This window comes from Microbacterium sp. NPDC087868 (assembly GCF_044900755.1).
Lineage (GTDB): Bacteria > Actinomycetota > Actinomycetes > Actinomycetales > Microbacteriaceae > Microbacterium > Microbacterium galbinum.
Genome location: NZ_JBJDNO010000004.1, coordinates 264003 through 290337 on the forward strand (window position 1 = coordinate 264003; position 26335 = coordinate 290337).

Annotated in this window: 27 protein-coding genes and 1 tRNA gene; 7 read left to right on the forward strand and 21 right to left on the reverse strand. The window is 69.9% G+C overall.

Annotation, left to right across the window (positions count from 1 at the left end):
• Positions 1-41: 41 nt before the first annotated feature.
• The 4 genes from ACI2JZ_RS15200 to ACI2JZ_RS15215 form a co-directional block, all read right to left on the reverse strand.
• Entirely contained in the window at positions 42-734 is a 693-nt protein-coding gene (locus ACI2JZ_RS15200; protein ID WP_247624986.1) for a response regulator transcription factor, read from the reverse strand.
• Positions 735-795: 61 nt separating this feature from the next.
• Positions 796-2451 carry a DNA repair helicase XPB gene (locus ACI2JZ_RS15205; protein ID WP_247624985.1) on the reverse strand — a complete coding sequence of 552 codons (1656 nt, stop codon included), beginning with the start codon at positions 2449-2451 and terminating at the stop codon, positions 796-798.
• Between the two features lie 37 nt (positions 2452-2488).
• A complete protein-coding gene (locus tag ACI2JZ_RS15210) occupies positions 2489-4198 on the reverse strand; it encodes a helicase-associated domain-containing protein (RefSeq protein ID WP_404598331.1) in 1710 nt (569 codons plus the stop codon).
• 13 nt (positions 4199-4211) lie between these two features.
• The gene (locus tag ACI2JZ_RS15215) at positions 4212-4484 is read right to left on the reverse strand and encodes a multidrug ABC transporter ATPase (RefSeq protein ID WP_247624983.1); all 273 of its coding nucleotides are present in this window, start codon (positions 4482-4484) and stop codon (positions 4212-4214) included.
• A 120-nt stretch (positions 4485-4604) separates the two neighbouring features.
• Between ACI2JZ_RS15215 and ACI2JZ_RS15220 the strand changes: the two genes are divergently transcribed.
• Together ACI2JZ_RS15220 and ACI2JZ_RS15225 are read left to right on the forward strand one after the other, a co-directional pair.
• Positions 4605-4985, forward strand: a complete 381-nt coding sequence (locus ACI2JZ_RS15220) for a cold-shock protein (RefSeq protein WP_247624982.1) — start codon at positions 4605-4607, stop codon at positions 4983-4985.
• Positions 4969-5586, forward strand: coding sequence for a DUF3027 domain-containing protein (locus ACI2JZ_RS15225; RefSeq protein WP_404598332.1), 618 nt, complete (start codon positions 4969-4971; stop codon positions 5584-5586). Before ACI2JZ_RS15220 ends, ACI2JZ_RS15225 begins: the two co-directional genes overlap by 17 nt.
• 51 nt (positions 5587-5637) lie before the next feature.
• Here ACI2JZ_RS15225 and serC read toward each other — a convergent pair whose 3' ends face one another.
• Complete coding sequence (gene serC, locus ACI2JZ_RS15230; RefSeq protein WP_247624980.1) at positions 5638-6750, reverse strand: phosphoserine transaminase; 1113 nt, start codon at positions 6748-6750, stop codon at positions 5638-5640.
• Between the two features lie 101 nt (positions 6751-6851).
• Here serC and ACI2JZ_RS15235 point away from each other — a divergent pair, with 101 nt between their 5' ends.
• The 3 genes from ACI2JZ_RS15235 (at position 6852) to ACI2JZ_RS15245 (ending at position 9450) form a co-directional block, all read left to right on the forward strand.
• Entirely contained in the window at positions 6852-7553 is a 702-nt protein-coding gene (locus tag ACI2JZ_RS15235) for a metal-dependent transcriptional regulator (RefSeq protein ID WP_247624979.1), read from the forward strand.
• A gap of 266 nt (positions 7554-7819) precedes the next feature.
• Positions 7820-8614 (forward strand): M23 family metallopeptidase, encoded by a 795-nt coding sequence (locus ACI2JZ_RS15240; RefSeq protein WP_247624978.1) that lies wholly within the window; start codon positions 7820-7822, stop codon positions 8612-8614.
• 338 nt (positions 8615-8952) lie between these two features.
• On the forward strand, positions 8953-9450 hold the full coding sequence (locus ACI2JZ_RS15245; RefSeq protein ID WP_247624977.1) for an HNH endonuclease: 498 nt from the start codon (positions 8953-8955) through the stop codon (positions 9448-9450).
• A gap of 30 nt (positions 9451-9480) precedes the next feature.
• Here the strand turns inward: ACI2JZ_RS15245 and ACI2JZ_RS15250 are convergent, their stop codons facing one another.
• The 10 genes from ACI2JZ_RS15250 to idi form a co-directional block, all read right to left on the reverse strand.
• Complete coding sequence (locus tag ACI2JZ_RS15250; protein ID WP_404598335.1) at positions 9481-10008, reverse strand: hypothetical protein; 528 nt, start codon at positions 10006-10008, stop codon at positions 9481-9483.
• A 35-nt stretch (positions 10009-10043) separates the two neighbouring features.
• A tRNA-Arg gene (locus ACI2JZ_RS15255) sits at positions 10044-10117 on the reverse strand.
• A gap of 54 nt (positions 10118-10171) precedes the next feature.
• On the reverse strand, positions 10172-12358 hold the full coding sequence (locus ACI2JZ_RS15260) for an MMPL family transporter (RefSeq protein ID WP_404598337.1): 2187 nt from the start codon (positions 12356-12358) through the stop codon (positions 10172-10174).
• Positions 12359-12385: 27 nt separating this feature from the next.
• The gene (locus ACI2JZ_RS15265; RefSeq protein WP_404598338.1) at positions 12386-13276 is read right to left on the reverse strand and encodes a prenyltransferase; all 891 of its coding nucleotides are present in this window, start codon (positions 13274-13276) and stop codon (positions 12386-12388) included.
• On the reverse strand, positions 13273-13617 hold the full coding sequence (locus ACI2JZ_RS15270) for a lycopene cyclase domain-containing protein (RefSeq protein WP_404598339.1): 345 nt from the start codon (positions 13615-13617) through the stop codon (positions 13273-13275). Before ACI2JZ_RS15270 ends, ACI2JZ_RS15265 begins: the two co-directional genes overlap by 4 nt.
• Complete coding sequence (locus tag ACI2JZ_RS15275; protein WP_404598340.1) at positions 13614-13961, reverse strand: lycopene cyclase domain-containing protein; 348 nt, start codon at positions 13959-13961, stop codon at positions 13614-13616. Before ACI2JZ_RS15275 ends, ACI2JZ_RS15270 begins: the two co-directional genes overlap by 4 nt.
• Entirely contained in the window at positions 13961-15559 is a 1599-nt protein-coding gene (gene crtI / locus ACI2JZ_RS15280; RefSeq protein WP_404598342.1) for a phytoene desaturase family protein, read from the reverse strand. The genes ACI2JZ_RS15275 and crtI overlap by 1 nt, the downstream gene beginning before the upstream one ends.
• Positions 15556-16458: a phytoene/squalene synthase family protein gene (locus ACI2JZ_RS15285; protein ID WP_404598344.1), complete on the reverse strand. Its 903-nt coding sequence runs from the start codon at positions 16456-16458 to the stop codon at positions 15556-15558. Before ACI2JZ_RS15285 ends, crtI begins: the two co-directional genes overlap by 4 nt.
• Positions 16455-17534: a polyprenyl synthetase family protein gene (locus tag ACI2JZ_RS15290; protein ID WP_404598346.1), complete on the reverse strand. Its 1080-nt coding sequence runs from the start codon at positions 17532-17534 to the stop codon at positions 16455-16457. The genes ACI2JZ_RS15285 and ACI2JZ_RS15290 overlap by 4 nt, the downstream gene beginning before the upstream one ends.
• Before the next feature lie 2 nt (positions 17535-17536).
• Positions 17537-18058, reverse strand: coding sequence for an isopentenyl-diphosphate Delta-isomerase (idi, locus tag ACI2JZ_RS15295; protein WP_404598348.1), 522 nt, complete (start codon positions 18056-18058; stop codon positions 17537-17539).
• A 79-nt stretch (positions 18059-18137) separates the two neighbouring features.
• Between idi and ACI2JZ_RS15300 the strand changes: the two genes are divergently transcribed.
• Complete coding sequence (locus ACI2JZ_RS15300; protein ID WP_404598350.1) at positions 18138-18767, forward strand: MarR family winged helix-turn-helix transcriptional regulator; 630 nt, start codon at positions 18138-18140, stop codon at positions 18765-18767.
• A gap of 45 nt (positions 18768-18812) precedes the next feature.
• On the opposite strand, the gene ACI2JZ_RS15305 is transcribed toward ACI2JZ_RS15300, so the two are convergent.
• From ACI2JZ_RS15305 to ACI2JZ_RS15315, 3 genes are all read right to left on the reverse strand, one after another.
• Positions 18813-19163, reverse strand: a complete 351-nt coding sequence (locus ACI2JZ_RS15305) for an Lsr2 family protein (RefSeq protein ID WP_247624966.1) — start codon at positions 19161-19163, stop codon at positions 18813-18815.
• A 105-nt stretch (positions 19164-19268) separates the two neighbouring features.
• Positions 19269-20126: a LuxR C-terminal-related transcriptional regulator gene (locus tag ACI2JZ_RS15310; protein WP_404598352.1), complete on the reverse strand. Its 858-nt coding sequence runs from the start codon at positions 20124-20126 to the stop codon at positions 19269-19271.
• Positions 20127-20244: 118 nt separating this feature from the next.
• Complete coding sequence (locus ACI2JZ_RS15315) at positions 20245-20769, reverse strand: methylated-DNA--[protein]-cysteine S-methyltransferase (protein WP_404598354.1); 525 nt, start codon at positions 20767-20769, stop codon at positions 20245-20247.
• Between the two features lie 227 nt (positions 20770-20996).
• On the opposite strand from ACI2JZ_RS15315, the gene ACI2JZ_RS15320 reads away from it, so the two are divergent.
• Entirely contained in the window at positions 20997-24665 is a 3669-nt protein-coding gene (locus ACI2JZ_RS15320; protein WP_404598356.1) for an AAA family ATPase, read from the forward strand.
• A 303-nt stretch (positions 24666-24968) separates the two neighbouring features.
• On the opposite strand, the gene mscL is transcribed toward ACI2JZ_RS15320, so the two are convergent.
• Genes mscL through ACI2JZ_RS15335 form a run of 3 tightly spaced genes read right to left on the reverse strand, consistent with a single transcriptional unit; the run spans position 24969 to position 26302 of the window.
• Entirely contained in the window at positions 24969-25394 is a 426-nt protein-coding gene (gene mscL / locus ACI2JZ_RS15325; RefSeq protein ID WP_247624962.1) for a large conductance mechanosensitive channel protein MscL, read from the reverse strand.
• Between the two features lie 23 nt (positions 25395-25417).
• On the reverse strand, positions 25418-25690 hold the full coding sequence (locus ACI2JZ_RS15330) for an FmdB family zinc ribbon protein (RefSeq protein ID WP_247624961.1): 273 nt from the start codon (positions 25688-25690) through the stop codon (positions 25418-25420).
• 15 nt (positions 25691-25705) lie between these two features.
• Positions 25706-26302: a 5-formyltetrahydrofolate cyclo-ligase gene (locus ACI2JZ_RS15335; RefSeq protein WP_404598358.1), complete on the reverse strand. Its 597-nt coding sequence runs from the start codon at positions 26300-26302 to the stop codon at positions 25706-25708.
• Between the last annotated feature and the right edge of the window lie 33 nt (positions 26303-26335).

Consider the following 26335-nt stretch of genomic DNA (forward strand, 5'->3'; position numbering starts at 1 on the left):
GTCCTCCCGGTGCGGCGTGGTTCTGGTCGAGCGGGCGCGGGTCAGGCGGACTTGCCGACCTTGAGCATGTAGCCGAAGCCGCGCTTGGTCTGGATGAGGGATTCCTCGGTGTGCGGATCGATCTTGCGGCGCAGGTACGAGATGTAGCTCTCGACGATGCCGGCATCGCCGTTGAAGTCGTACTCCCACACGTGGTCGAGGATCTGGGCCTTCGACAGCACGCGGTTCGGGTTGAGCATGAGGTAGCGCAGCAGCTTGAACTCGGTCGGGCTCAGCTCGATCGGCTCCTTGCCCACGTGCACGTCGTGCGTGTCCTGATCCATCGCGAGCTCACCGGCGCGGATGATCGACTCCTCGTCGGCCTGCATGGTCCGGCGCAGGATCGCCTGGGCGCGCGCGACGATCTCGTCGAGGCTGAACGGCTTCGTGACGTAGTCGTCGCCGCCGGCGTTCAGCCCCTCGATCTTGTCGTCGGTGCCGTCCTTCGCCGTGAGGAAGAGGATCGGCGCGGTGAATCCGGCGCCGCGCAGTCGCTTGGTGACGCTGAACCCGTTCATGTCGGGCAGCATCACGTCGAGGATGATGAGGTCCGGCTCCTCCTCGAGCACGGCCGAGATGGTGGCGGCGCCGTTGGCGACCGTCTTCACCTGGAACCCCGCGAAGCTGAGGCCCGTGGAGAGCAGGTCACGGATGTTCGGCTCGTCGTCGACGACAAGGATGCGCGCAGCAGTCATGACCCCATTATGGTGACTCCGCCGATGCTCTGGCTGATTATCTGCCGGTGCGCCCCGTCGATCAGCGGTCAGCGAACGATGAGGCGAGGTCGTGCGCGTCGAGGATCGTGTAGCTGTAGCCCTGCTCGGCGAGGAAGCGCTGGCGGTTCTGCGCGTAGTCCTGGTCGATCGTGTCGCGGGCGATCAGGGTGTAGAAGCTGGCGGTGTGACCCGACTGCTTCGGACGCAGCAGACGGCCGAGGCGCTGTGCCTCCTCCTGGCGCGATCCGAACGATCCCGACACCTGGATGGCGACGGATGCCTCGGGCAGATCGATCGAGAAGTTCGCGACCTTCGACACGACGAGCAGCTCGATCTCGCCCTCGCGGAACTGGCGGTACAGCTCCTCGCGCTCGTCGACCGGTGTCGCTCCGGTGATCTGCGGCGCATCGAGTGCCTGCGACAGCGTCTCGAGCTGGTCGAGGTACTGACCGATCACGAGGATCCGCTCGCCCGGATGCTTCGCGATCAGCTCGCGCACGGCGTCGATCTTCGCCGGCGCCGAGGCGGCGAGACGATAGCGCTCGTCGTCGGTGGCCGCCGCGTACTCGAGCCGGTCGTCCGGTGGCAGGTCGACGCGCACCTCGTAGCAGGCGGCGGGGGAGATGAAGCCCTGCGCCTCGATCTGCTTCCACGGTGCATCGAAGCGCTTGGGGCCGATCAGGCTGAAGACATCACCCTCGCGACCGTCCTCGCGCACGAGCGTGGCGGTCAGGCCGATACGGCGGCGGGCCTGCAGGTCGGCCGTGAGCTTGAACACCGGCGCGGGGAGGAGGTGCACCTCGTCGTAGACGATCAGACCCCAGTCGAGCGCGTCGAGGAGCGCCAGGTGCGCGTACTCGCCCTTCCGCTTGGCCGTGAGGATCTGGTACGTCGCGATCGTGACCGGCTTGACCTCCTTGGACTGGCCGGAGTACTCGCCGATCTCCTCGGGGGTGAGGCTCGTGCGCTTGAGCAGTTCGTCGCGCCACTGCCGCGCCGACACCGTGTTCGTGACGAGGATGAGCGTGGTCGTCTTGGTGGCCGCCATGGCGCCGGCGCCGACGATCGTCTTCCCCGCCCCGCAGGGGAGCACCACGACCCCGGAGCCGTCCTTCGCGAAGGCGTCGACGGCATCCTGCTGGTACGGGCGGATCTTCCACGAGCTCTCGGCGAGGTCGATCTCGTGCGGTGTGCCCGGCGTGTACCCGGCCAGGTCTTCGGCGGGCCAGCCGATCTTGAGGAGCTCCTGCTTGATCTGGCCGCGGGCCCAGGCGTCGACGACGAAGGTCTCGGGGGTCGGGTGACCGATCAGCAGCGGCTGGATGCGCTTGTTGTGCGCGACCTGCGACAGCACCGCGGGGTCGGTGGAGCGCAGGATCAGCACGCCCTCCTCGTCGCGCTCGATCACCAGACGGCCGTAACGGTTCACCGTCTCCTTCAGATCGACGGCCACGGAGGGCGGCACGGGGAAGCGCGACCAGCGGTCGAGGGTCTCGAGCATGTCGTCGGCGGTGTGCCCGGCGGCGCGTGCGTTCCACAGTCCCAGGCGCGTGATGCGGTACGTGTGGATGTGCTCGGGGGCGCGCTCGAGCTCGGCGAAGATCGCCAGTTCGTGGCGCGCGCTCTCGGCATCCGCGTGGGCGACCTCGAGCAGCACGGTGCGATCGCTCTGGACGATCAGGGGGCCATCAGACATAGCAGACAATCCTACCCGCGCCCGGCTGTGCGGGCGCCTACGGGGCGACGATCGTCGCGCTGCGGATGCTCGACACGGGCAGGGTGCGCTCGACGTCGGCCGCTCGGTCGCGACCGCGCAGACGTCCGCCGCCGAGCCCGGTCGCTTCGAGGAGGAGGTCTCGGGTCGATCCGTCGGGCATGCCGACGGTGACGCGCACCACGGCACGCGCGCGGACGGCGGCCTCGAGTTCGCGGTCGAGCCAGGCGGCATCCGCGTCGGGGCCCTGTCGGGAGCGCAGGCGGGCGATCAGCGGCGCGTAGTCGACGGTGGCCGTCGCCGGCGTGGACGCCGTTCGCGGCGGATGCCGGTCGCCGATGAGAGGCGCGCCGTCGGCGCCGATGAGCGTGGCCGGGTACCGCGCATCGGTGAGCGCCCAGTACACCGTGTCGCGACCGACCTTGGTGGTGAGAGAGGCGACGTGAGCGGTCAGGCCGAGCGGGCGCAGGCTCTGGTCGACGGCCATCGCGTCGATGAGGTGCCGGTCGTCGCTCTCGATGCGCGTGCGTCCGGTCTCGTCGTCGGTCGACACGCGCACCAGCCCGTGACGCTGGGCGGTCTGGGCGATGAGGTAGGCCAGCGGCTGCGGGATGCCGGTCAGCGAGATACCGCCGAGGAAGTCGAGGATGCCCTGTTCGCTCTCACCGACGACGAAGGCGTGCGCGATCGACTCCGCGGTGAAGCGGTAGGAGGATGCCTGCGCCGCGGATTCGCGAGCGGCGATCGTGCGCAGCCGCACGTCGAGCGCGGGGGCGAGGGGGCCGGGGGCGATCGCGGTGAGGTCGTTCTGGAGGAAGATGCGATCGACCTCGGCGGGCAGCAGGACGCTGAGCGCCGAGGTGTCCGCGGGGGCTCCCTCGCGCAGCGGCGTCGCCCACGCGGGCTCGCTGCCGTCTCCGGCGACGAGTCCGAGCAGTCGGGCCGTCTCCCGCAGCGCGCGGCTGCGGTCGGGCCAGGCGGGATCCCACGGGTGAGCGTCGATCCAGGCGTCGGTGGCGATCCAGCCGCCGCTCGGGGTGCGCACGCCGCGGGGGAGAACGTCGCGGAACGACGTCGCGAGTCTCGTCCAGCGATCGGATGCGGAGGAGCGCAGCCAGCCGTCGCCGTCCGCGGTCACGCGCAGTCGACGCTCGGCCGCGGTGGCGAGCCCCGCGTCGACGGCGATCGACACGAGGGCGTCCACCAGGTCGACCGCGATCCCCGCCTCGGCGAGCTGGCGCTTCTCCGCGGCGCTCACGGTGCCGCCCGCGAGGAGCGAGAACGGGGCATCCCGGGTGATCATCAGCAGGTCGGCGAGGACGGCGACCGTGGTGAAGGCGCGCTCGGCTGCGTGCGCCGACGCCGCAGGGTCTGAAGGGTGCGGCGCCGATGCGTCGAGCGGTGCGGGGGCGGGGCGACCCTCGAGCGCCGTCGCGAGCTCCGGCCAGGTCGAGCCGTCGGCGGTCAGGAGCGCGAGGGCGTCGAGGGCCTCGCGCTGATCGCCGACGTCGCCCGCGCCGTCCGCACGCAGCAGGGCCGCCGCCTCATCCGAGGTCAGCCGGGGCAGCGCCTTGGCCAGCGACGACGGATCGAGCAGGGCCTCGGCGGCGTCGAAGAAATCGTGCCACCCGGGGTCGGCGCGCACACCGCGCGCGGCGAAGAGCCGCGTGAGGTCGTCGTCGCCCGCCGCAGCCAGGCGATCGGCCAGCGGTCGTGCGTGCGTGCTCATGACGAGGCCGCCCTCAGGGTCGCGATGCGCGACCCTTCCGGATGAAGCTCATGGTCAGCAGCGTGATGATCATCGCGAAGGCGAGGGGGAGCCCCCAGTAGGGGATGAACGCGATGACGGGCCAGGCGCCGTGGCCGAACGCCTTCTGATCCATGCCGAGCGCGGTTCCGATGATGATCGCGAAGAAGCAGATGACGGATGCCGCGGCGATGCCGAGCGCCGTGAAGGCCAGGATGCGATCCACTCGGCGGATCGGAACATCCGGCTGGGAGTTCTGCGTGCTCATCAGTCTCACCCTACCCGCACCGGGGCCTTCGAGATCTCGCGGCCGGTGACCGGTAGGCTGGAGGGGGTCGCGCACGTGCGCGGCTGTCTTGTTCTGCACCGATTCAGCGAGGTTTCTCCCATGCCCACCGGCAAGGTCAGGTTCTACGACGAAGACAAGGGCTTCGGCTTCATCGCATCCGATGACGGCCAGGACGTCTTCCTGCATGCGTCGGCGATGCCCGCCGGCACCGCCGTCAAGGCGGGCGCCCGCGTCGAGTTCGGCGTCGCCGACGGCAAGCGCGGTCTGCAGGCGCTCTCGGTCCGCGTGCTCGAAGCGCCGGTGAGCCTCGCGAAGGCCAAGCGGAAGCCGGCCGACGACATGGCGATCATCGTCGAGGACCTCGTGAAGCTGCTCGACGGCATCGGCGGCGATCTGCGTCGCGGACGCTACCCGTCCTCCTCCCACGGCCGCAAGATCGCGGCCGTCCTGCGCAAGGTCGCTGATGACCTCGAAGCCTGACGCCGACGAGCGTCTCATCGGAGCCCATGATCTCGCGCTCGCCGCGCTGCGCGAGATCACTCCCGCGAACACCATCGGCCCCGCTGCCGGCTTCCTCCCCGAGGAGGACGGCTCGGTCTCGCTGCGCTTCGAGAACCGCCTCGCCGGCTACCCCGGCTGGTACTGGATCGTGACGGTCGCACGGGTCGACGACGAGGACCCGACGGTGCTCGAGGTCGAGCTGCTGCCCGGCGACGGTGCGCTTCTCGCACCCGAGTGGGTGCCGTGGGCCGAGCGTCTCGCCGACTACCGTGCGCACCAGGTCGAACTGGCCGAGCAGGCCGCAGCCGCCGGTGACGATTCCGGCGCGGCGGTCGACGGTGCCGCCGACGACGAGAGCGACGACGCGGATGACGATCTCGACGACGACGATCTCGACGACGACGAGCCGGACATCCTCCACGCCGGGGATCTCGACGGTGTCGACATCGACGAGCTCGACGAGGAGTCGGAAGACGAGGAGTCGGAGGACGACGAGTCGGAAGATGACGATTCCGACGAGGAGTCGGATGACGGTTCCGACGACGACGATTCGGACGAGGACTCCGACGACGAGGAGTGATCCTCCCCGGCATCCGGGGAGGGGCGCGGGCTCAGGGCCCGCGCCCGCACCTCAGGAAGCGGTGTTCGCGAGCACGAAGTCGATCGCGCGGGTGAGCTGGCGCACGTCGTCGGGCTCGATGGACACGAAGGTCGCGACGCGCAGCTGATTGCGCCCGAGCTTGCGGTACGGCTCCGTGTCGACGATCCCGTTGGCGCGGAGCGTCTTCGCGATCGCCGCCGCGTCGATGCTGTCGTCGAAGTCGATCGTGACGACGACGGGGGAGCGGTGCGCCGCTTCCGCGACGAAGGGTGTCGCGACCGAGGAGGCCTCCGCCCAGTCGTAGAGCACGCCGGAGGACTCGGCGGTGCGGGCGGCGGCCCAGCTCAGGCCCCCGTTGTCGAGGATCCACCGCAGCTGGCTGTCGAGCAGGTGCAGGGTCGTCAGCGCCGGGGTGTTGAGCGTCTGGTTCAGACGCGAGTTGTCGAGCGCGTTCTTCAGGCTCAGGAACTCCGGGATGTACCGATCGGATGCCGCGATCCGCTCGATCCGCTCGATCGCCGCCGGCGAGGCGACGGCGAACCACAGCCCGCCGTCGGACCCGAGGTTCTTCTGCGGCGCGAAGTAGTAGAGGTCGGCCTGCGTGGCGTCGAAGTCGATGCCGCCCGCGGCGCTGGTCGCGTCGATGACGGTCAGTGCCCCCTCGGAGGCGACGCGCTCGACGGGAACGGCCACGCCGGTGGAGGTCTCGTTGTGCGGCCAGGCGTAGACGTCGACGCCGTCGACGATCTGCGCGGTCGTCGCCGATCCGGGCTCGGCCTTGCGCACGTCGGGGGCGTCGAGCCAGGGGGCTCCCGCAGCCGCGGCGAACTTGCCACCGAACTCGCCGAAGACGAGGTTCTGGCTGCGGCGCTCGATGAGGCCGAAGGCCGCCGCGTCCCAGAACGCCGTGGACCCGCCGTTGCCGACCAGGATCTCGTATCCCTCCGGCGCACGGAACAGGGCGGAGAGCTGCTCGCGCACGCTGCCCACGAGGTTCTTCACGGGTGCCTGGCGGTGCGAGGTGCCGAGGATCGACGCTCCCGCGGTCACCAGGGCCTCGAGCTGCGCGGGGCGCACCTTCGAGGGTCCGCAGCCGAAACGGCCGTCGACGGGCAGGAGGTCACGCGGAATCTCGATCGCCATGCGTAGATTCTACGGGGGCGCGCAGGGCGTGTTTCACCGTGCGCGAGCCCGATGTCCGTGCGGGAATGTAGGCTTGCCTAAGAACCTCGGAGGGCCAGAACATGACGGATCTGATCGACACCACGGAGATGTACCTCCGCACCATCCTCGAACTCGAGGAGGAGAACATCGTTCCGCTGCGTGCGCGCATCTCCGAGCGCCTCGGCCACTCGGGTCCCACGGTCTCGCAGACCGTCGGCCGGATGGAGCGCGACGGCCTGGTGATCGTCTCCGAGGATCGCACGCTCGAGCTCACCGATGCCGGCCGCCGCAAGGCCGTCGACGTGATGCGCAAGCATCGCCTCGCCGAGCGCCTCCTGTCCGATGTGATCGGACTCGACTGGGCGTTCGTGCACGAAGAGGCCTGCCGCTGGGAGCACGTCATGAGCGAGCAGGTCGAGCGTCGCCTCGTCGAGCTCCTCGGGCACCCGACCGAGTCGCCCTACGGCAACCCGATCCCCGGTCTCGACCAGCTCGGCGACCTTCCGGCGCGCACCTTCGACGAGGGCGTCATCGGCCTCGTGCAGAAGCTGAATGCGGCGGGTGAGCCGATCGACGGCACCGTCCGTCGCCTCGCCGAGCCCGCGCAGGTCGACCCCGAACTGCTCGAGCAGCTGCGCGACGCGGGCGTCATGCCCGGTGCGCGCGGCGACTTCCGCTTCAACGAGGGATACGTCCTGATCCAGATGGAGGGCAAGGACGACGGACTCGAGCTTCCCGTCGAGCTGGCCTCGCACATCTTCCTCGTCGGGGAGCCTGCCTGAAGATGGCTCCTGAACTGGCTCTCCGAGGATTGCCAGGTTCACAGGGTGACATGATCGTTATCTTCCGGTAACCTCGGTCGAGTCGTCCGCGAAGCCCGCAGACGATGAATCGCGTCGGTTGCCTCCCAGGCTCGTCGTCGACGCGGTGAGAAACGCACAACGTACCCGAGATACACACGTGCCACGAGAGCAGAGTGCCGACGAGTCAGCGCTACCCGAGCGCGCAGGCGCTGGAGGATGTTTTGGTCGCAGACAACGAATTGCCCGTGAAGAAATCTGAAGACCGCGCTGTCGCCCGCCGTACCGGTGGGAAGAACGGCACCCGCTCCATCGCGAAGCCGATCCGGTCGGTCGCCATCTTCGGGGCAGTCGGTGCTCTGGTCGCCGCCGTCGCTCTGCCCGCCTACGCCGCCACCAAGCCGGCGGAGGCCGCCACCACCGTCCAGCAGCTCGCCGCCGTCGACGCGCAGTCGCTCGTCGTGGCCTCCGAGGCCACTGCAGCTCCCCTCGATCGCGGAACCTTCACGGCGACCACGCCGGAGGAGATCGAGAAGAAGAAGGCCGAAGAAGCTGCCGCCGCACGGGCCGCTGAGGCGGCGAAGGCCGCCGCTGCCAGCACCAGCACCAGCTTCAACACCGCTGGCTACGCGCTCGTCGCACCCGGGTCGGGCGAGGTCCGTTACCCGCTTCCCCTCGGCTCCTGGAATGTCAGCCGCACGGTCGGCGGCGGTCACAACGGTGCCGACATGCTCGCCCCCGCCGGCACCCCGATCTACGCGGCCGCTGCCGGCGTCGTGCGCGCCTCGGCCGAGAGCATCGGCGGATACGGCGTCTGCGTCATGCTCGACAGCGTCATCGGTGGCCAGCGCGTGCAGACCACGTACGGCCACATGATCTACGGCTCGCGTCAGGTGCAGCAGGGGCAGACCGTCGAAGCCGGCCAGCTCATCGGTTACGTCGGCAGCACCGGTCGCTCGACCGCCAACCACCTCCACTTCGAGGTCTGGGTCAACGGCGGACTCGTCGAGCCCATCGGTTGGCTCGGCGCCAACGCCGGCTGACCTTTCTTGAGCCGCTCGGCTGGGCGAGCGCTGGGCGAACACGCCCGAACGTTCACCGGCTGTTTCGCCCTGCACCGTCCGGAATGGGTTAGCCTGAACCCGTCGTCGAACTGACGGGAGAAGCCGATGGACACGCAACCGAGTATCCGCACCATGGATGCCCTCGGTCGTCACGTCCTCCGGCATTGCCCGCAGGGACGCCGCGGTTCTTCCGCGCGCAGAAGGCGCTGTCTCTAGACAGCGCCTTTTTTCGTCTCTGCGATCATTCCTCCGCCGGCACGACGTCGTGTGAGTCGAGAGTGCCGGGAAGCCGTCCCGGCGGATCGAGAGGATGACGAATGCGCACACTTGTCCTGAACGCGGGCTACGAGCCCCTGGCGATCGTGTCGTTCAAGCGGGCCCTCGTGCTCGTGATGAACGACAAGGCCTCCGTGATCGAACGCATCGAGGGGGACCCCGTCTGGGGGAGCCGCGGTGCATACGATCGCCCGGCGGTGATCATCCTCTCGCGCTACGTGCGCGTGCCGAACAGCAGGCGGGTGCCGGTCACGCGTCGCGGCGTGCTGCGCCGCGACAATCACCGGTGCGGTTACTGCGGCAAGGCGGCGTCGACCATCGACCACGTGATGCCGCGTTCGCGAGGCGGAGCCGACTCGTGGGAGAACCTCGTCGCCTGCTGCCTGCGCTGCAACAACGTGAAGAGCAATCGCACACCGCAGGAGATGCGCTGGGAACTGCGGTTCGTTCCTCGGCCTCCGCACGGCACGGCGTGGACCGTGCGCGGCACCGAGCGCAGCGACCCGCGGTGGGAGCCGTACCTGGCGCTCGCGGCCTGACCGCGAGCGACAGGCGCGACTCGGAACGGATCAGAGGAAGTAGTCGAGCGCGAGTTTCGCGAGGATGCCGATCGAGCCGAGCACGATCCCGATGATCGCCATCGTCGTATGGGCACCGCTCGTGGGAAGCCCCTGGCGACGCGCGGTCGACTGCGTGCGGAGGGTGAACACGCCCATCCCGATGCCGATGAATCCGGCGATCCAGGGCAGGACGATGATCGAGACCGCTCCGGCGACGACCGAGATGATGCTGCTGGTCTGCGGTGACGTCTGCTTCCGCCCGGCGGGCACGGGGGCCTGACCGGGGTAGCCGTAGGGCGCGACCTGCTGCGGGGGCTGGACGGGCTGCGGCGGCGTCGCGTACTGCGGCGCGACCGGAGGCGCATACTGCGGTGCGACCGGCGGTGCAGTATGCGGCGCGGGCGGCGGCTGGTACCCGAGCGGGCTCGCGGTGGGTGCCGGGGGAACGGGCGGCACCGACGTGGCCGGCGGGACCGGCGGGATGCCCGCGCCCGGTGCGGGCGGCGGAACGTACGGGTTCTGCGTCGGATCGGTCATCGTCGTGTCCCCACTCGTCGTCGGATGATCATCGGTGCCCTCGACAGGATTCGAACCTGCGACCTGCCCTTTAGGAGAGGGCTGCTCTATCCTGCTGAGCTACGGGGGCCTGGAATCCAGTCTAGCGACCGGATACGTCAGGCCCCTGAGGCTCGGCAGAGACTCAGTCCAGGCCCCGGCGCCAGAGCTTCGACGGCCACCAGATCCTCTTGCCGATGTCGTAGGCGAGCGCGGGCACGAGCAGCGACCGCACGATGAACGTGTCGAGCAGCACCCCGAACGCCACGATGAACGCGAGCTGCACGAGGAAGAGGATCGGGATCACCGAGAGCGCGGCGAACGTCGCGGCCAGCACGAGGCCCGCGGAGGTGATGACGCCGCCCGTGATCGACAGTCCGCGCAGCACACCCTCGCGCGTGCCGTGCGCCAGGGATTCCTCGCGCACGCGCGTCATCAGGAAGATGTTGTAGTCGATGCCGAGGGCGACGAGGAAGACGAAACCGTAGAGCGGCACGGCGGGGTCCGCGCCGGGGAAGTCGAAGATGCCGTTGAAGACCAGCGCCGAAACGCCCATCGCGGTGCCGAACGACAGCACCGTGGTGAGGATCAGGAGCACCGGCGCGAGGATCGAGCGCAGCAGCAGCATCAGGATCAGCATGATGACGACGAGGATCACGGGGATGATCAGATTGCGATCGTGGATCGACGCGTCGTTCGTGTCGATGGCCGTCGCCGTCACGCCGCCGACCAGGGCGTCGACGCCCGCGAGCTCGGTGCGCAGGGAGCGGACGGTCTCGGCCGCGGCATCCGAATCGGCGGCGTCGGTGAGCGTCGCCTGCAGCAGCACCTCACCGTCGACGACCGTCGGATCGGGTGCGGCGGTTCCGGGAGGGCCGACCGCGACGATGCCATCGGTCGTCACGCTCGCGGTTCCGCTGGGGGAATCGGATGCCGTGACCGCGACGCTGTCGACGCCGTCGTTCGCGAGCAGCACATCTGCGGCATCCTGCAGGGAGTCCTCGGCGACGATCACGTAGGCCGGGCTGCCCGAACCGCCCGGGAAGTGCTCACCGAGCGCCGCCTGGCCGTCGCGCGCCTCGGACGCGCCGAGCACGAGATCGGACTGCGGCACGCCCACCGCGTTGAGCTGAGTGATGCCCGCGGCGCCGGTGAGCAGCACCAGCGTCGTGACGATCCAGATCACCCGCGGTCGACGGGTGATGACTCCCGCGAGGCGCGCCCAGAGGCCCGTGGTGCGCATGCCGTGCTCTTCGGCGACGACCTCCGGCTCGAACCGCGGCCGCCGCGGCCAGAACACCGCGCGACCGAAGAGCAGCAGCAGTGCGGGCAGCAGGCTGAGCGCCGCGAGCATCGCGAAGACGATACCGATCGCCGCGACCGGACCGAGGGTGCTGTTCGACTTGAGATCGCTCAGCAGCAGGCACAGCAGACCCGCGATCACCGTCCCGCCGGAGGCGACGATCGGCTCGAACGACCCCTTCCACGCGGCCATGACCGCCGTGCCCTTGTCTTCCGCGATGCGCAGTTCCTCGCGGAAGCGCGCGACGAACAGCAGCGCGTAGTCGGTCGCGGCGCCGATGACGAGGATGAAGAGGATGCCCTGGGTCTGCCCGCTCAGCAGCAGGACCTCGAACTTCGCGAGCCACCACACCACCAGCAGAGCGACGCAGAGCGCGAAGAGGCTGGTGGAGAGCACCACGAGCGGCAGCAGGAACGAGCGGTAGACGAGCACGAGGATCACCAGAACGGCGAGGAGCGCGACGCCCAAGAGAAGCCCGTCGATGCCCGCGAACCCGGCGGCGAGATCGGCGGTGAATCCGGCGGGGCCCGTGATGTACACGCTGACGCCGTCCGGGGCGGAGGCGCGCAGCTCGTCGCCGAGCTCGGCAGTGACGTCCTTCAGCTCGGCGTCTCCACTGATCGGGATGAACGCCTGCACCGCGTATCCGTCGTCGGAGACGAGCGCGGGCGAGACATCGTCGGCGATGCCCTCGAGCGAGGGGGTGTCGGCGACGGCGTCCGTGATCGCGGAGATCTCGGCATCCGTCAGCGTCGTCTCGGAGGTGAAGACGGCGATCGCGGGGATCTCATCGCTGTCACGGAAATCGCCCAGCAGCTCCTGCACCTGGGTGGCGTCCGCCGACTCGGGGAGGTAGGTGGTCTGGTCGTTGGAGGAGACCTCGTCGACCTTGCCGAAGAGCGGGCCGCCGAGCGACGCGCCCACGAGCCAGACCAGGATGAGCGCGACCGGCAGGAACACGCGCACCCAGGAGTGGCGGCGTGAGCGTTCGCGGATGGTCGGCGTCGTGGCGCGGTCGGATCGGGGCATGGTGAGGGCCTTTCGGGTGGTGCGGGGTCAGGAGACCCAGGCGAGGATGAGGATCATCGTCGCCAGGAAGCCGGCGAAGTAGTTCAGGAAGATGAAGCGGCGCCAGGCTCGGTTGGTCGCGCCGGAGTCCTCATCGCTCACGCGCCACCACGGCGCGGCGTTGATCAGGTAGGGGAGGGCGAGCAGGGCGCCGAGCGGTCCCGGCCAGGCCGTCAGCATCATCAGGATGCCGGCGAGCGCCCACAGGCCCAGCGAGAGGCGCACGGTCGCGGCTGCGCCGATCACGGTCGCCACCGAGCCGATGCCGGCTTCGCGGTCGGGACCGACGTCCTGCACCGCGCCGAACGCGTGCGCCGCCATGCCCCAGAGGAAGAAGGCCACGAGCACGAGCACGGTGTCGCGCGTGACGCCCGAGCCCGCCAGGGCCAGTCCGACGATCGCCGGGGTCACGAAGTGCAGGCTCGAGGTCACCGAATCCAGGAACGCGCGCTCCTTGAAGCGCAGACGAGGCGCGGAGTACGCGATCACCGCGAACACGCTGACCGCGAGCCACGCGGTCGACGCGGCGTTGCCCACCACGACGAGGTAGACCAGGAACGGGATGTTCGACACCGCCGCAGCCCACAGCGTCGGGCGGTGCATCCGCGGAGCGAGGAGCGCACCCTCGATGCCCCCCTTGCGCGGGTTCGCGAGATCCGAGGCGTAGTCGAACACGTCGTTGATCCCGTACATGGCGAGGTTGTAGGGGATCAGGAAGTACACGAAGCCGATCACGACGGTGAGGTCGAGTTCGCGCGTCGTGAGCAGATAACCGGCGGCGAACGGGAACGCGGTGTTGATCCAGCTGATGGGGCGCGACGAGAGCAGGATCTGCCCCAAGTCGCGGGCGAGCGACGGGCGGGCGGCGGGCGCGGTCATGCGCGGGTCCTCTCAGAGGAAGGAGCGTCCTCCGGGGCGGTACGCCGCGAGAGGAGCGCAGCCCACAGCGCCGGCAGCAGCAGAGCGCCGGCGAGCGGATACGCGAAGTCCTCGATCGGGGCGAGGCCGATGTGCACGCCGAGCAGCTGCGGCCCGGCGTAGTGGAAGAGTTCGCTCGCGATCATGATCGTGTCGAACACCGCCGTCAGCGTGAGCATCACCAGGACGGTCAGGGCGACGGCGCCGGCATGCGGACCTCGACCGCGAGCGAGGAGCGTCAGGCCGCTCGCGATCACCACGGCGGCGCCGAGGAACCACGCGGCGAGCTGCAGGTAGGTCATCGCGCCCCCTCGCTCGGCACCGGGCGAGCGAGGCCGCGGGTGAGGAGGCGCACCGCCCCCGTGTAGACGACCATCGTGCAGATCACCAGGAACGTGAGGAAGACCGGCTCCTCGAGCGGCATCTCGGGAGCGAGCACGATGCCCGTCGCGATCGCGCCCTCGCCCCGGTAGAAGATGCCGGTGACGATGCCGAAGACGTCCCAGATCAGGAAGAACGCCAGACCCGCGATCGTGACGACGGTCGCCGCGATCGCATCCCGCCAGAAGAACAGTCGGAAGCGCCGGTCGAGCAGCAGCATGCAGCCCGTCGAGACCAGCAGGGCGGCCAGGTACACGAAGCCCATCAGCGCCCCGTCGATCCGCGGGGAGTGCGCGCGGGCTCCGGAAGGGGGCCGGCGGAGTGATCGCCGCGGATGCGCTTGAGCACGATCTCCGCGCTGATCAGGCACATCGGCACACCGACGCCCGGCGCCGTCGTCGCCCCCGCGTAGTAGAGGCCGCGCACCCGCTTCGAGGCGTTCTGTGCGCGGAACATCGCGCTCTGCGACAGGATGTGCGCCGGCCCCAGCATCCCCCCGCTCCACGAGTGGTAGTCGTCGCGGAAGTCGGCCGGTCCCTTGGTCTCGCGCACCACGATCCGCTCTCGCAGGTCGGGGATGCCCGCCCAGGTCGAGACGAGGTCGATCGCGGCGTCGGCCGCGCGCTCGATCGTCGCCGATCCGGTGCCGTCGGAGCCGCCGTGGCCGAGGTCGGGGTCGGCGGGGACCGGCACGAGGATGAAGAGGTTCTCGTGACCGGCCGGGGCCACGGCGTCGTCGGTCGCGCTGGGGCGGCAGACGTACGTCGAGGCGGGGGAGGGGATGCGCTGCTCGGATCCGAAGATGGCGTCGAAGTTCGCGTCCCAGTCGTCGGTGAAGAACAGGGAGTGGTGCGGCAGCTCGGGGAGCGCACCGCGCACGCCGAGCATGACGAGCACCGCGCCGGGGCCGCTCGTGCGTCGGCTCCACCAGGATTCGGGATAGCTGCGCTGCTCGGCGGGCAGGAGCGCGGTCTCGGTGTGGTGCAGATCGGCGCCGGAGACCACGATATCGGCGTCTTCGATGTGGAGTTCGCCGGCGGCATCCGTCCATTCCACGCCGGTCGCGCGCGTCGCCCGACCGCGGCCGGTGGTGCGGATGCCGGTGACCTCCGCCTCGGTCACGATGCGCGCGCCCGCGTCGCGGGCCAGCGCCTCGATGCGCAGGGCAACGCCCCAGAAACCGCCCTGGGGGTAGCTGACGCCCTCGTCGAGGTCGAGCGCGCTCATGAGGTGGTACATCGCGGGGGCGCTGCGCGGATCGGTGCCGAGGAAGACCGCCGGATAGCCGAGGATCTGCCGGAGCAGCGGATCGCGGAACCGTCGGCCCGCGAAGGCCTGCAGGCGCGTGCCCAGGAGGGAGAACAGCCGCGGAGCAGCGCGCAGCACTTCTCCGGTCGTCAGCGTCGTCAGCCGGGTGAACGGATTGTAGAGGAAATACTTCTCGGCCATCGAGGTCGCGTGGTGGGCCGAGTCGAGGTAGTCGGACAGCGCGCTCGCCGCACCCGGCTCGCGCGACTCGAACAGCCGGGAGACGGCGTCGCGCCCCGCCGGCACCGTCACCTCCGAGGTCGCCGCATCGCCCTGCGGCTGACGGAACACGCGATAGCCGGGGTCGAGCGGCACGAGATCGAGCTGTTCGGCGGCCGACGTGCCCATCATCGCGAACCAGTGGTCGAAGACCTCCGGCATCAGGTACCAGGAGGGGCCGGTGTCGAAGCGGAAGCCGTCGCGCTCGATGCTGCCCGCGCGCCCGCCGACCTGTGCGTTCTTCTCGAGAACGAGCACCTCGTGGCCGTCGCGTGCGAGCAGGCCCGCCGTCGCGAGGCCCGCGACGCCGGCGCCGATCACCACCACCCGGCTCATCGGGGCTCCACCGCGGTGACGAGCACGGAGCGTGCGGCGAGCACTGCCTTGAGCGGGTCGGGCACGCGCACGCGCCGCCGGTAGAGGTCGTCGACGGGGGTCTTCGCGACGCGTCGAGTGAGCGCGGCGAACAGGGCGAGCGCGCTGCGCACGGCGGCGCGCGCATCCTTCGGCAGGAGCGGGATCGAGGCGCGGGCGTCGTCGAGCTGGGTCTCGACGGTCGCGACCCAGGTGTCGCGATCGGCGTCGGTGAGGCGCTCGGCCGTGCCGAGATAGCTGCGGCGCAGACGATCGGTGTCGTCGGCGAGGTCGCGCAGGAAGTTCACGTTCTGGAACGCGGCGCCGAGCTGGCGTGCGCCGTGCTCGAGCGTCTCGAGCTGCGCGGGCGTGCGCTCGGCGTCCCGCAGGAACACGCGCAGGCACATCAGGCCCACCACCTCTGCGGATCCGAACACGTACCGTGCGTGGGCATCGGCGTCGTACGCCGCCGCCGCGTCCGCCGAGGGAATGTCGGCGCGCATCGAGTCGAAGAACGGCTGCGTGAGGTCCTCCCCGATGCCGCACGCGCGCGCCGTCTGCGCGAAGGCGTGCAGGATGAGGTCGCTGCTGTACCCCGTGCGCAGAGAGCGGTGGGTCTCGGCGATGTACGACGTCAGGGCGTCGGCCTGCGCTCCGGCGTCGAGCCCCGCCTCGGCGGCCACGCCGTCGACGATCTCGTCGGCGATCCGCACCATCGCGTAGATGTTGCGGATGTGCTGGCGGTGGCGGGGGCCGAGCAGCTTGGTCGCCATGCCGAACGACGTGGAATAGGCGCGGATCACGCCGGCGGTGGCGATCTCGGCGGTCCTGCTGAACCGGCGCAGGGATTCGTCGCCGCCGGTCGCGGGCGATGCGGTCACGATGCGCGCCCCTCGATGCGCGCGATCAGGGTGCGGATGCTGTCGATGACGTCGCCCGAGACGATGTGCGCGGACTCGATGTCGACCGCGACCGCGGATGCCGCGGCGAGCTCATCGGCGACGAGGCCCTGCACGAATCGCTCGGCCCCGCAGTCGCGCAGGTGTTCGCGGATGCGCACGGCCTCGTGCTCGTCGAGCATCGTGGAGCCGAAGTGCTGCCGGATGTGGGGCCAGGCGGTCGTCATCCGCGCATAGGCGATGATGGCCGTCTCCTTGCCCTCGCGCAGGTCGGAGAACGCATCCTTGCCGTGCACCTCGTGATCGCCGAACACGCAGAGCAGGTCGTCCTGGAGCTGGAAGGCGAGTCCGAGATGACGGCCGATCGCCGCCAGGTCGTCTTCGAGCTCGGCCGAGGCCCCGGCGAGGATCGCCGCCGCCCGCAGAGGGAGCGAGAACGAGTAGGTCGCGGTCTTGTAGGTGCTCATCTCCAGGATCGTGCGGAGGTCCGGTTCGATGATCCCGTCGCCCAGGCCGACGTCGATGTGCTCCCCGGCGACGGTCTCGACGATGGTGTGCTCGATGAGGTCGAGCAGGCGCAGACGTGCCGCGGTCGAGACGCGGGCGCGCGCGAAGCCGAGAACCGAGGTCGCCAGCAGCAGGTCGCCCATGAGGATGGCGCTCGAGCGCGCCCAGTGCAGCTCGGAGTCCTCGCGCGCCCGGCCCGTGGACGCCGCGAGGGTACCGATGAGGTTCGGCTGCCGGCGACGCACGAGGTCGCCGTCGATCACATCGTCGTGCAGGAGGAAGGCGTAGTGGAGCAGCTCGACCTCTGCGGCGATCTCGATGGCTGCTGTCTGGTCGACCTCCGAACCGGATGCCGACAGCGCTCGGTGCGTGTCGAGGAGCAGACGAGGACGGATCATCTTGCCGCCCATCGCGTGCGCCGCGGCGGCACGCCAGAGCGCGGCGAACGGTTCTCCGTAGTTCTCGGCGGCGGAGCTGCGCTCGGCGAAGCGTTGCCGGAGGGCCTCCTCGACGCGGGTGCCGAGTTCGTCCTGAGTCGCGACGGAAGCCATGATCAGAGTGCTCCGCTCTCTCGGAGCAGCGGAAGCTGCTCGACCAGCCAGGGGCTGAAGGCGAAGGGGGTCCCGGCGACGGCGGCGGCGATGTCGGCGGCATCCGCCCACGCCCATTCCGCGACCTCGTCCGGTCGGGGGGAGAGGTCGCCGTCGAGTCGGGCGACGTAGACGGGGCACACCTCGTTCTCGACGATGCCGCTCGCGTCGACGGCGCGGTAGCGGTAATCGGGGAGCGCGGGCCGCAGATCGACGACGCGCGCACCGAGCTCTTCGTGTGCTCGGCGGTGCACGGCATCCGCGATGGCCTCATCCGGGCGGGGATGCCCGCAGAAGCTGTTCGTCCACACGCCGGGCCAGGTCTTCTTGGCGAGCGAACGGCGGGTGAGCAGAACCTGTCCGCGCGCGTTCAGCAGGTGGCAGGAGAAGGCCAGGTGAAGAGGGGTGTCGGTGGTGTGGACGTCGCTCTTCGGCAGGGAACCGATCGCGGTTCCGTTCTCGTCGAGAAGGGTCACGTCGTCCATGGCGTCCTCTGCAGGTCATTTCACTAGCTTGGCGAGTAATTAACTTAGCATGAAATAGATCGTTGTGTAACATGATCGCATGGACACTGCACCCGGCACTACCCCGAAGACGGGGGCGCCGGTCGACGGTACGCGAGCGGATGCCGCGGCCGACGGGCTCAGCCACGCCGCGATCTACGACGTCGAGGCGAGCGACCCGCGCAGTGCGCTCGTCGATCGCTCGGGGGTCGCGCCGGAGGACCTGCAGCAGATCGCTCTCGTGATGGGAGCACTCGGCGAGTTGCGCGAGGCCGAGCAGAAGCTGTCGCGCGCCTCGCGTCGCTACATGCAGCTCAACGAGACCGACATGCGTGCCCTGCATTACCTCATCGTGTGCGCCAACCGGCACGCGATCGCGACCCCGGGCGGCATCGCGCAGCACCTGGCGATCTCGACCGCGTCGACCACCAAGCTGCTCGACCGCCTCGAGAAGGGCGGTCACATCGTGCGCTCGCCGCACCCGACCGACCGCCGGGCGCTCGCGATCACCATCACCGAGGAGACCCGCCACGCGGCGATGCAGACCGTGGGGCGTCAGCAGGCGAAGCGGTTCTACGCCGCGGCCAGGCTCACGCGCGAGGAGCGCGCGGTCGTCATTCGCTTCCTCGAGGACATGACGCAGGAGATCGCCCTGCCCGATGAGGCCTGGGTCACCGAGCACGACGACTGAAGGCTCCCCCGGAGGAGAGCCTTCAGTCGTGGTATTCGTGCGCGATCAGTGCGCTTTGTTGTATGCCTCGATGACGGGCGCGGGAATTCGTCCGCGCTCCGAGAGCGAGTATCCGTTGTCATTTGCCCAGGCGCGGATGGCCGCGACCTCGGGGTTGCGCGCAGGTCGCTTACGGGCGGAACCCGAAGAGCTGCGCGGGGAGCTCGCGGAACCCGCACGACGCCCGGCGGAGATGTAGGGCTCGAGGGCTGCGCGGAGTTCCGCGGCGTGCTCCGAGTTCAGATCGATCTCCCACGCGGTGCCGTTGAGGGAGAAATGAACGGTCTCTCCCTCGCCGATCTCCAGAACACTGCCGTCGATATCGTCGACCAGTTGATGCACAATTCGTCTCGCCATGGAGTGAACATTACTCGCCGAATCTAATTGCGGCAATCAATTCGACGGCGATTCCTTTTGCATACAGGAGTGAATGCAAATGGAATTCCGGTGTGATTTAGGCGATCACGGCAGGAGCCCCGCCCGCCGGGCTCGAGCGACAGCGGAATGCCGGGTCGATGCGTCGAGTTTCGACATGGCGGTGCCGAGGTACGCCTTGACCGTCCCCTCGCGGAGGCCGAGCTGTGATGCGATCTCGGCATTCGTCGCCCCGAGCGCGGCGCACGAGAGGACATCGGTCTCGCGCGGCGAGAGGCGGACCACGGGCGACGGGCCGGTCGCGGTCGTCGTCTGCTCACCCGAGAGGGCGAGCAGACGACCCTCGACGCGAGCGAGCCGAGCGCGCAGCTCGTCGTCGTCGATCGATGCGGCGATGCTGCGCAGATCGGCGAACGTCTCGCGCAACTGCTCCTGCTGACCGGCCGGCAGGGGGGTGGATGCCGGGGCGCCGGCGCGAAGTCGGCGTTCGACCTCCTCGCGGATGCGCAACTCGTCGGCGACCGACTGCGCGACCTGCATGGCCGGGGCGGTGGTGATCCCGCCGATCTGCTCGTCGTCCCAGGCGCCCGCGTAGAGCACGCCGCGGGATCGTCCCGCGACGACGATCGGAACCGCCAGGAGTGTGCGCAGACCCTCGCCGAGCACGAAGACGTCGTAGTCGTGCGTGATCTGCTGCGAGGACCCGTAGTCGCTGGTCATGCGCGGACGGAGCTCCATCATCGCTCGCCCTCCGAGTCCGCGCTCGGGTCGAACACGCAGGCCGTCGAGACTGCGGGTGCGGTTGCCGACGATCGTCGTCACGTGCACGACACCGTCATCGAGGAGGCCGCCGAAGGCGACCGGGAACCGGGTGCGGCGGGCGAGTTCCCGCACGGCGCGGGCGATGAGCTCGGTGTCGGATTCGGTTCCGGTCGGAGTGCTCACGGCCACCTGCCTTCCGCGCGACGGCGCCGTTCCCGTCACGCGGTGAGATTACCACCGGCGCCCCTCCGGCGCGGATCCCGACGGCCTACTCGGCAGGACCCGCGCCGATCCTGTGGCGCTAAACGCTCCGCCCGCCCGATTCGAGGTCGAGGAGGAACCGCTTGCGCTCGGGGTGCGCCCCGTAGTGACCGGGAGAGCCGTCGGAGCGGATGACGCGGTGCACGGGCACGATGATCGAGAACGGGGTGATGCGGCAGGCCGATCCCACGGCGCGGGCCGCGCCCGGGTGGCCGGCGAGGACGGCGACCTCTCCGTAGCTCAGGGTTTCACCCCACTCGATCGTTCCGATCGCCTCGAGGGCGCGTCGAGGGAAGCCGTCGACGAGGCGCCAGTCGAGAGAGAGGTGCTCGTTGAACCGGATCGGCGCGCCGTCGAAGTAGCGGTCGAGGAGGTCGGCCAGCTCATCGGCCGCACCCGGGTCGGGCTCCGGCACCGCCCGCAGCTCCTGGGCGACGTTCTCGAGGAGCCACGGGACCGACGGGTCTTCCGACTCGGACAGATCGAAGCGCACGATGCCCTCGTCGGAGAACACCGCGAGCGCATCGCCGAAGGGCGTGGGGGCGAAGTCGTAGCGGAAGGTCATGCGTCCATCCTGACGCCCGGCGACCGCCTGCCCTGAGGGGAGGTCCACGGACGGGGGAGAGTCGCTCTCGACGGGTGGCGGTGCAGAAGGAGTTCGCCACGGCATCCGTGACCGGAATTCCGCGAAACCCGCCCGGGATACCGGGCCTCGCGCCCGGCGCGCTTAGTGTGTGAGTTGTGTGGCGACGGGAAGGCAAGACGGTAGAAGACGCGGGAGCAGCGCTCGCCGTGACCCTCAGCGACCTCCGGTCCTCGTCGACCGGCGTCATCGTGACCCACGCCGCCGAGGGCGAGCGCTCGCGACTGCGTAGTGAAGCCGCCGATCTGGGCGGCCCCTCGCCGCTGACCAGCTTCCGCGACGGGGCCGAGTCCGGTATCGACATCTCCAAGGCGCATCCCGGCAGCCTCCCGCAGTTCATCACCGGAAAATCGACGCTGCTGTCGAACCTCTTCCGCGACGAGGTCGGTCTGCGCACCGCACGACTCGCCGCCGAGCGGATCACCGCGAAGAACACCGAGCTGCGCACCGTGCGCGGCATCGAGGCCGTGCACCTCGCCGTCGGCGTCGCCCGCTGGCGGATCGGGGGAGCGTTCTTCGCCGCCCCCGTGCTGCTGCGCCCGCTCGCGATCCGCCGCCACCACTCCGACTACGAGCTGAAGCTGCAGGGGGCGTTCGAGGTCAATCCCGAACTCGTCCGCATCGCCCGCGAGCACTTCGGCATTTCGATCGACGCGTCGACCCTGGCATCCCTCGCCTACGACGGCGGCATCTTCAAGCCTCAGCCGGTCATCGACAGCCTGCGTGCGATCACCCGGACGATCGACACCTTCTCGGTCGAACCGCGCCTGGTCGTGTCGACCTTCGCCGACGTCGCGGGCTCCATGTCGCGCGACACCCGCACGCTCGACCACCAGGTGCTCAACGCCCTCGCCGGTCACGTCGGCGACCGCGAGCGGGTGAGGGCCCCGCGGGCCACGCCGCACTTCACCGGGCCGGACGACCGCGCGCCGGCATCCGACACCCTGTTGCTCGATGCGGATGCCGAGCAGGAGGCCGTGCTCTCGCGGATCGCCGCCGGCCACTCGCTCACCGTCGCGACGCTGCCCGGCACCGGCGGCACGCAGACCGTGATCAACGCGCTGGGCGAGCTCGTCCGGGCGGGGAAGCGCGTGCTCGTCGTCTCGGCCCGCCGCTCCACGCTCGACGGAGTCCGCCACCGCCTGGCCGGGATCGGTCTCGACAGCCTCGCGATCTCGCCGGTGAGCGTGCGTCGTGACCTCGTGCGCGCCATCGGTCGCAACGAGAAGGCGAGCGCTCCCAAGGTCGGAGAGGTCGACGATGCGCTCGTGCGCCTGCGCACCGTGCTCCGCGACTACCGTCACGCGCTCACGTCTCCCGTGCCCGGCATGGATGCCTCCGTGCTCGAGGCGACCCGTCACCTCACCCGACTCGCCTCGCTGCCGACCCCGCCGTCGACCACCGCGCGACTCAGCAACGAGTCCCTGCGGCGTCTCGCCGGCGATCGCGGGCCGGCCGCCGCCGCCCTCGCGCAGGCCGCGCGTCTCGGCGAGTTCCGCTTCGGCCCCGACGATTCGCCCTGGTACGGCGTCACCTTCGCCACGACCGAGGCCGCACGCGCCGCGCACGAGCTGGCGGGTCGCCTGCACTCCGACAGCGTTCCGGCGCTGCTCGAGCGGGGCTACGAACTCATCGCCCAGACCCACATGCGCCCGTTCTCGACCATCGACGAGCTCGGCGACTACCTGCGACTGCTCGAGGGCATCCGCGACTCGCTCGACCGCTTCAGCCCGACCGTGTTCGAGCGCCCGCTGGGCGAGCTGATCCAGGCGCACGGGTCCCGCCGCGATGCACCGGGGATGTCGTCGGCGAACCGTCGGCGGTTGCGCCGTCTGGCGAAGGAGTACGTGCGTCCCGGTGTGCACGTCACCGAGATGCACGAGGCGCTGCTGCGCATCCAGACCCAGCGCACGCAGTGGCAGCGCTGCGTCGATGCGGGCGTCGCCCCCGAGGTCCCGCTGGGTCTCGGCGAGGTCGCGGCCGCGTGGCAGCGCGTCGAGGCCGAACTCGCCGAACTCGACGCGGCCCTCGGCCGACGTGAACCGCTGGCGACGCTGCCCGTGGCGCGCCTGGTGCGCACGCTCGCGGGTCTCGCGGCGAAGTCCGACGTCTTCGAGAACCTCGTCGAGCGCGCGGAGCTGCGCGACGAACTCGCCCTCCTCGGCCTCGAGCCCCTGCTCACCGACCTCTCGGTGCGTCACGTCTCCGAGTCGCGGGTGGGCGACGAGCTCGAGTTCGCGTGGTGGCAGTCTCTCCTCGAGCGCGCCCTCCAGGACAACCGCGCCCTCCTCGGCGCGAACACCGCGGTCGTCGATCGGCTCGAGCGCGACTTCCGTCTCGTCGACGAGGCGCACGCCGCGATGGCCGGCCCGTTGCTGGCCTGGCAGCTCGCCAACCAGTGGAAGATCGCGATCGTCGATGAGCCGCAGGAGTCCGCGAACCTCCGTCGTGCCCTGACGCAGAGCACGACGACGTCCGCCGAGGTGATCAGCGCCGCTCCGACGCTCGTCTCCACGCTCGCTCCGGTCTGGATCTCCTCGCCCTACCTCGTGCCCGAGATCCCGGACTCCGTCGAGTTCGACGCCGTTCTCCTGGTGGATGCCGCGGCGATCAACCTCGCCGAGGCCGCGCCCGCGATCCGTCGTGCGCGGCAGGTCGTCGCGTTCGGCGACCCGGTGACCCAGCGCCCGTCGCCGTTCCAGATCGCCGTCGACCCCGATGACCTCTGGGAGCCCGAGGTCGAGTTCGACGAGACCTCGGTGTTCGAACGTCTCTCGGAGCTGCTTCCGGTGATGACGCTCACGCGCAGCTACCGCGCCGGGGGAGAAGACCTCGCCGAGCTCATCAACGACGCCTTCTACGGCGGCGAGATCGTGTCGCTGCCCTGGGCCGGGTCGTATCTCGGTCGGGGAAGCCTCACGGTCGACTACGTCGAGGGAGGCACGGGCACGCCCGACCCGATCTCGGGTGCGGTCGAGAGCCCCGACGCCGAGGTCGCCCGCGTGGTGACGCTCGTGGTCGAGCATGCCGTGCACCGCCCGTCCGAGTCGCTCATGGTCGTGACCGCCAGCGCCCGTCATGCCGAGCGCGTGCGCGCCGCGGTCACGGCAGCCTTCGCCGGACGCTCCGACGTCGCCGACTTCGTGGGGCGCGATACCGCGGAACCCTTCGCCGTTCTCACCCTCGAACAGTCCGTCGCCGAGAGCCGCGACCGGGTGATCTTCTCGCTCGGCTTCGGTCTGACCAAGCACGGCCGTGTGCTCAGCGACTTCGGCGATCTCTCGACGCCCGACGGCGAGCGGCTGCTCACGGTCGGCATGACCCGCGCGCGCCGTTCCATGGTGATCGTGTCGTCGATCCGTCCGTCGTCCTTCGACGATGGACGCCTCGAGCACGGCGCCGCGACGCTCATGTCGATCCTCGGCGGCCTGGCCGCCCGTGCCCGCGACGCGCGTCTCGAAGACCTCGCCGACCCGTTGACCCTCGCGCTCGCCCGCGAGCTGCGCCGGCTCGGAGCATCCGTCGACGTGGACTACCGCGGTCTGCTGCCGCTGGTCGCGCAGCACGGCGGCAAGGCCGTCGTGATCGAGTGCGATCCGGAATCGCGCGGCGACTCGCTGCGCGAGACCCTGCGTCTGCGCCCGCACGTGCTGCGCCGACTCGGCTGGCACTACGTGCGCGTGCACGCGTTCGACCTCTACAGCGACCCGGCCACGGCGGCGACGCGGATCGCCTCGGTGCTCGGCATCTCGCCGTCGACCGCGCGTGCCGAGAACGACACGCAGCCGCTCGACCTCGATGACGGCGCGAACGGCTGACCGAGCGGATGCCTGAGGATGCCTCTCCGGGGGAGCCCGCATCGGATGCTCCGCGGCAGCGGGTCGAGCGCGTGCCGGGTTCCCGCCGCGCACGCCTGACGCCGGTGGAGGGAAGCGATCCCGACCCCGAGAGCGGTCCCGAATCGGTCGCGAAAGACCGGAAGCGGCGCCCGGACGGCCCCGCGGGTCCCAATGACGACCGCATGATGCAGGACGTCCCGCCCCACTACTGAGCGTCGTGGTGACGCTGCGGAGCGGAACGGGACGTCCGGTGCGGCTGCCTGTGCAGCGAGGGTGTGCCCGTCAGTCGCGGGCGTTGCTCTTCGCGAGCAGGTCGCGGATCTCGACGAGCAGCTCGGCCTCGGTTGCGGCGGCCGGCTCCTCTTCGGGCTGCTCGGCGGACGTGCCCTTGCGGGCCTCGACGTGCGCCTTGAAGGTGTTCATCGGCAGCACGAACACGAAGTACACGACGAGGGCGACCGCGAGGAAGCTGATGACGGCCGAGATCAGGTCGCCGAGCGGGAACGTGACCGTGTCGCCGTAGATGTTGGTGACCTGCGGGCCGAAGCCGCCCATCGCGTCGGCCTTGAAGAAGAGGGCGACGAGCGGGTTGATGACACTGGCGACCACGGCGTTGACGATCGCGGTGAACGCCGTGCCGATGACGACGGCGACCGCGAGGTCGATGACGTTGCCGCGGAGGATGAAGTCCTTGAATCCTTTGAGCATGCGAACCTCCGAGTGGTGGGGAATCAGGATGAGGTCGGGCTCGACGTCGGCGCGGGGGCGCTGGTGGTCGTCGACTCCTTCTTCGATGATGTCGAAGCATCCGATGATCCGCCACTCTTCGCCCGCGAGTCCGTGCGATAGAAGCCGGAGCCGTTGAAGGTCACGCCGATCGACCCGTACTGCTTGCGCAGGGTGCCACCGCACTCGGGGCAGACGGTGAGCGATGCGTCGGCGAAGCTCTGCACGGCGTCGAAGCGGTGGCCGCACGACGTGCAGGCATAGGCGTAGGTGGGCATGGTGTCCTCGGAGGGTCAGCGTCGCGTCTGCGACAGGGAGAGGGTCTGCGTCGGCGTCACGATGCCGTCGACCGGCTGGTCGTGCACCTCGCGAGGCAGGGAGTCGAGTATCTCGGAATCATAGATGACCGCGTACACGGGAGGGCACTTCTCCATCGACCCGATGGTCTTGTCGAAATAGCCGCGGCCCCAGCCCATGCGCATGCCCGAACGGTCGACCGCGGCGGCGGGCACGATCATCAGGTCGACGTCGTTCACCGCGATGGGGCCGAGCACCTCGCCGGTCGGTTCGGGCAGGCCGAAGAGTCCCTCGGCGACGTCGTCGTCATCGTTCGCGACGGCCCAGTCGAGCAGTCCGTCGGCTCGGGTGACGGGGAGCAACACGCGGATGCCGCGGCGCACCGCTCGGCTGACGAACTCACGGGTGCCCGGCTCGGCGGTCGCCGAGAGGTAGCAGGAGATCGACTGGGCACCGAGGCTCTCGACGAGTTCGTCGAGGCGTTCGCCGATCGAGGAGGCGGCGGCATCGCGTTGCGCATCGGAGAGGAGCGCCCGGCGTTCGCGGAGCTCGGCGCGCAGTGCGCGCTTGGCGTGCTCGACCTCGTTCGACATGGCTCAGAGTCTACGCGGCGCCCACCGGTAGGC

Bases quoted from the DNA above. Each gene is read 5' to 3' on its own strand.
- idi (WP_404598348.1), bottom strand. From the start codon at position 18,058: ATGGACGACGTGACCCTTCTCGACGAGAACGGAACCGCGATCGGTTCC.
- ACI2JZ_RS15260 (WP_404598337.1), bottom strand. From the start codon at position 12,358: ATGCCCCGATCCGACCGCGCCACGACGCCGACCATCCGCGAACGCTCA.
- ACI2JZ_RS15200 (WP_247624986.1), bottom strand. From the start codon at position 734: ATGACTGCTGCGCGCATCCTTGTCGTCGACGACGAGCCGAACATCCGT.
- serC (WP_247624980.1), bottom strand. From the start codon at position 6,750: ATGGCGATCGAGATTCCGCGTGACCTCCTGCCCGTCGACGGCCGTTTC.
- ACI2JZ_RS15235 (WP_247624979.1), top strand. From the start codon at position 6,852: ATGACGGATCTGATCGACACCACGGAGATGTACCTCCGCACCATCCTC.
- ACI2JZ_RS15210 (WP_404598331.1), bottom strand. From the start codon at position 4,198: ATGAGCACGCACGCACGACCGCTGGCCGATCGCCTGGCTGCGGCGGGC.
- mscL (WP_247624962.1), bottom strand. From the start codon at position 25,394: ATGCTCAAAGGATTCAAGGACTTCATCCTCCGCGGCAACGTCATCGAC.
- ACI2JZ_RS15335 (WP_404598358.1), bottom strand. From the start codon at position 26,302: ATGTCGAACGAGGTCGAGCACGCCAAGCGCGCACTGCGCGCCGAGCTC.
- ACI2JZ_RS15290 (WP_404598346.1), bottom strand. From the start codon at position 17,534: ATGGCTTCCGTCGCGACTCAGGACGAACTCGGCACCCGCGTCGAGGAG.
- ACI2JZ_RS15205 (WP_247624985.1), bottom strand. From the start codon at position 2,451: ATGTCTGATGGCCCCCTGATCGTCCAGAGCGATCGCACCGTGCTGCTC.
- ACI2JZ_RS15265 (WP_404598338.1), bottom strand. From the start codon at position 13,276: ATGACCGCGCCCGCCGCCCGCCCGTCGCTCGCCCGCGACTTGGGGCAG.
- ACI2JZ_RS15300 (WP_404598350.1), top strand. From the start codon at position 18,138: ATGGACACTGCACCCGGCACTACCCCGAAGACGGGGGCGCCGGTCGAC.
- ACI2JZ_RS15270 (WP_404598339.1), bottom strand. From the start codon at position 13,617: ATGACCTACCTGCAGCTCGCCGCGTGGTTCCTCGGCGCCGCCGTGGTG.
- crtI (WP_404598342.1), bottom strand. From the start codon at position 15,559: ATGAGCCGGGTGGTGGTGATCGGCGCCGGCGTCGCGGGCCTCGCGACG.
- ACI2JZ_RS15250 (WP_404598335.1), bottom strand. From the start codon at position 10,008: ATGACCGATCCGACGCAGAACCCGTACGTTCCGCCGCCCGCACCGGGC.
- ACI2JZ_RS15330 (WP_247624961.1), bottom strand. From the start codon at position 25,690: ATGCCCACCTACGCCTATGCCTGCACGTCGTGCGGCCACCGCTTCGAC.
- ACI2JZ_RS15220 (WP_247624982.1), top strand. From the start codon at position 4,605: ATGCCCACCGGCAAGGTCAGGTTCTACGACGAAGACAAGGGCTTCGGC.
- ACI2JZ_RS15275 (WP_404598340.1), bottom strand. From the start codon at position 13,961: ATGGGCTTCGTGTACCTGGCCGCCCTGCTGGTCTCGACGGGCTGCATG.
- ACI2JZ_RS15215 (WP_247624983.1), bottom strand. From the start codon at position 4,484: ATGAGCACGCAGAACTCCCAGCCGGATGTTCCGATCCGCCGAGTGGAT.
- ACI2JZ_RS15245 (WP_247624977.1), top strand. From the start codon at position 8,953: ATGCGCACACTTGTCCTGAACGCGGGCTACGAGCCCCTGGCGATCGTG.
- ACI2JZ_RS15225 (WP_404598332.1), top strand. From the start codon at position 4,969: ATGACCTCGAAGCCTGACGCCGACGAGCGTCTCATCGGAGCCCATGAT.
- ACI2JZ_RS15315 (WP_404598354.1), bottom strand. From the start codon at position 20,769: ATGACCTTCCGCTACGACTTCGCCCCCACGCCCTTCGGCGATGCGCTC.
- ACI2JZ_RS15305 (WP_247624966.1), bottom strand. From the start codon at position 19,163: ATGGCGAGACGAATTGTGCATCAACTGGTCGACGATATCGACGGCAGT.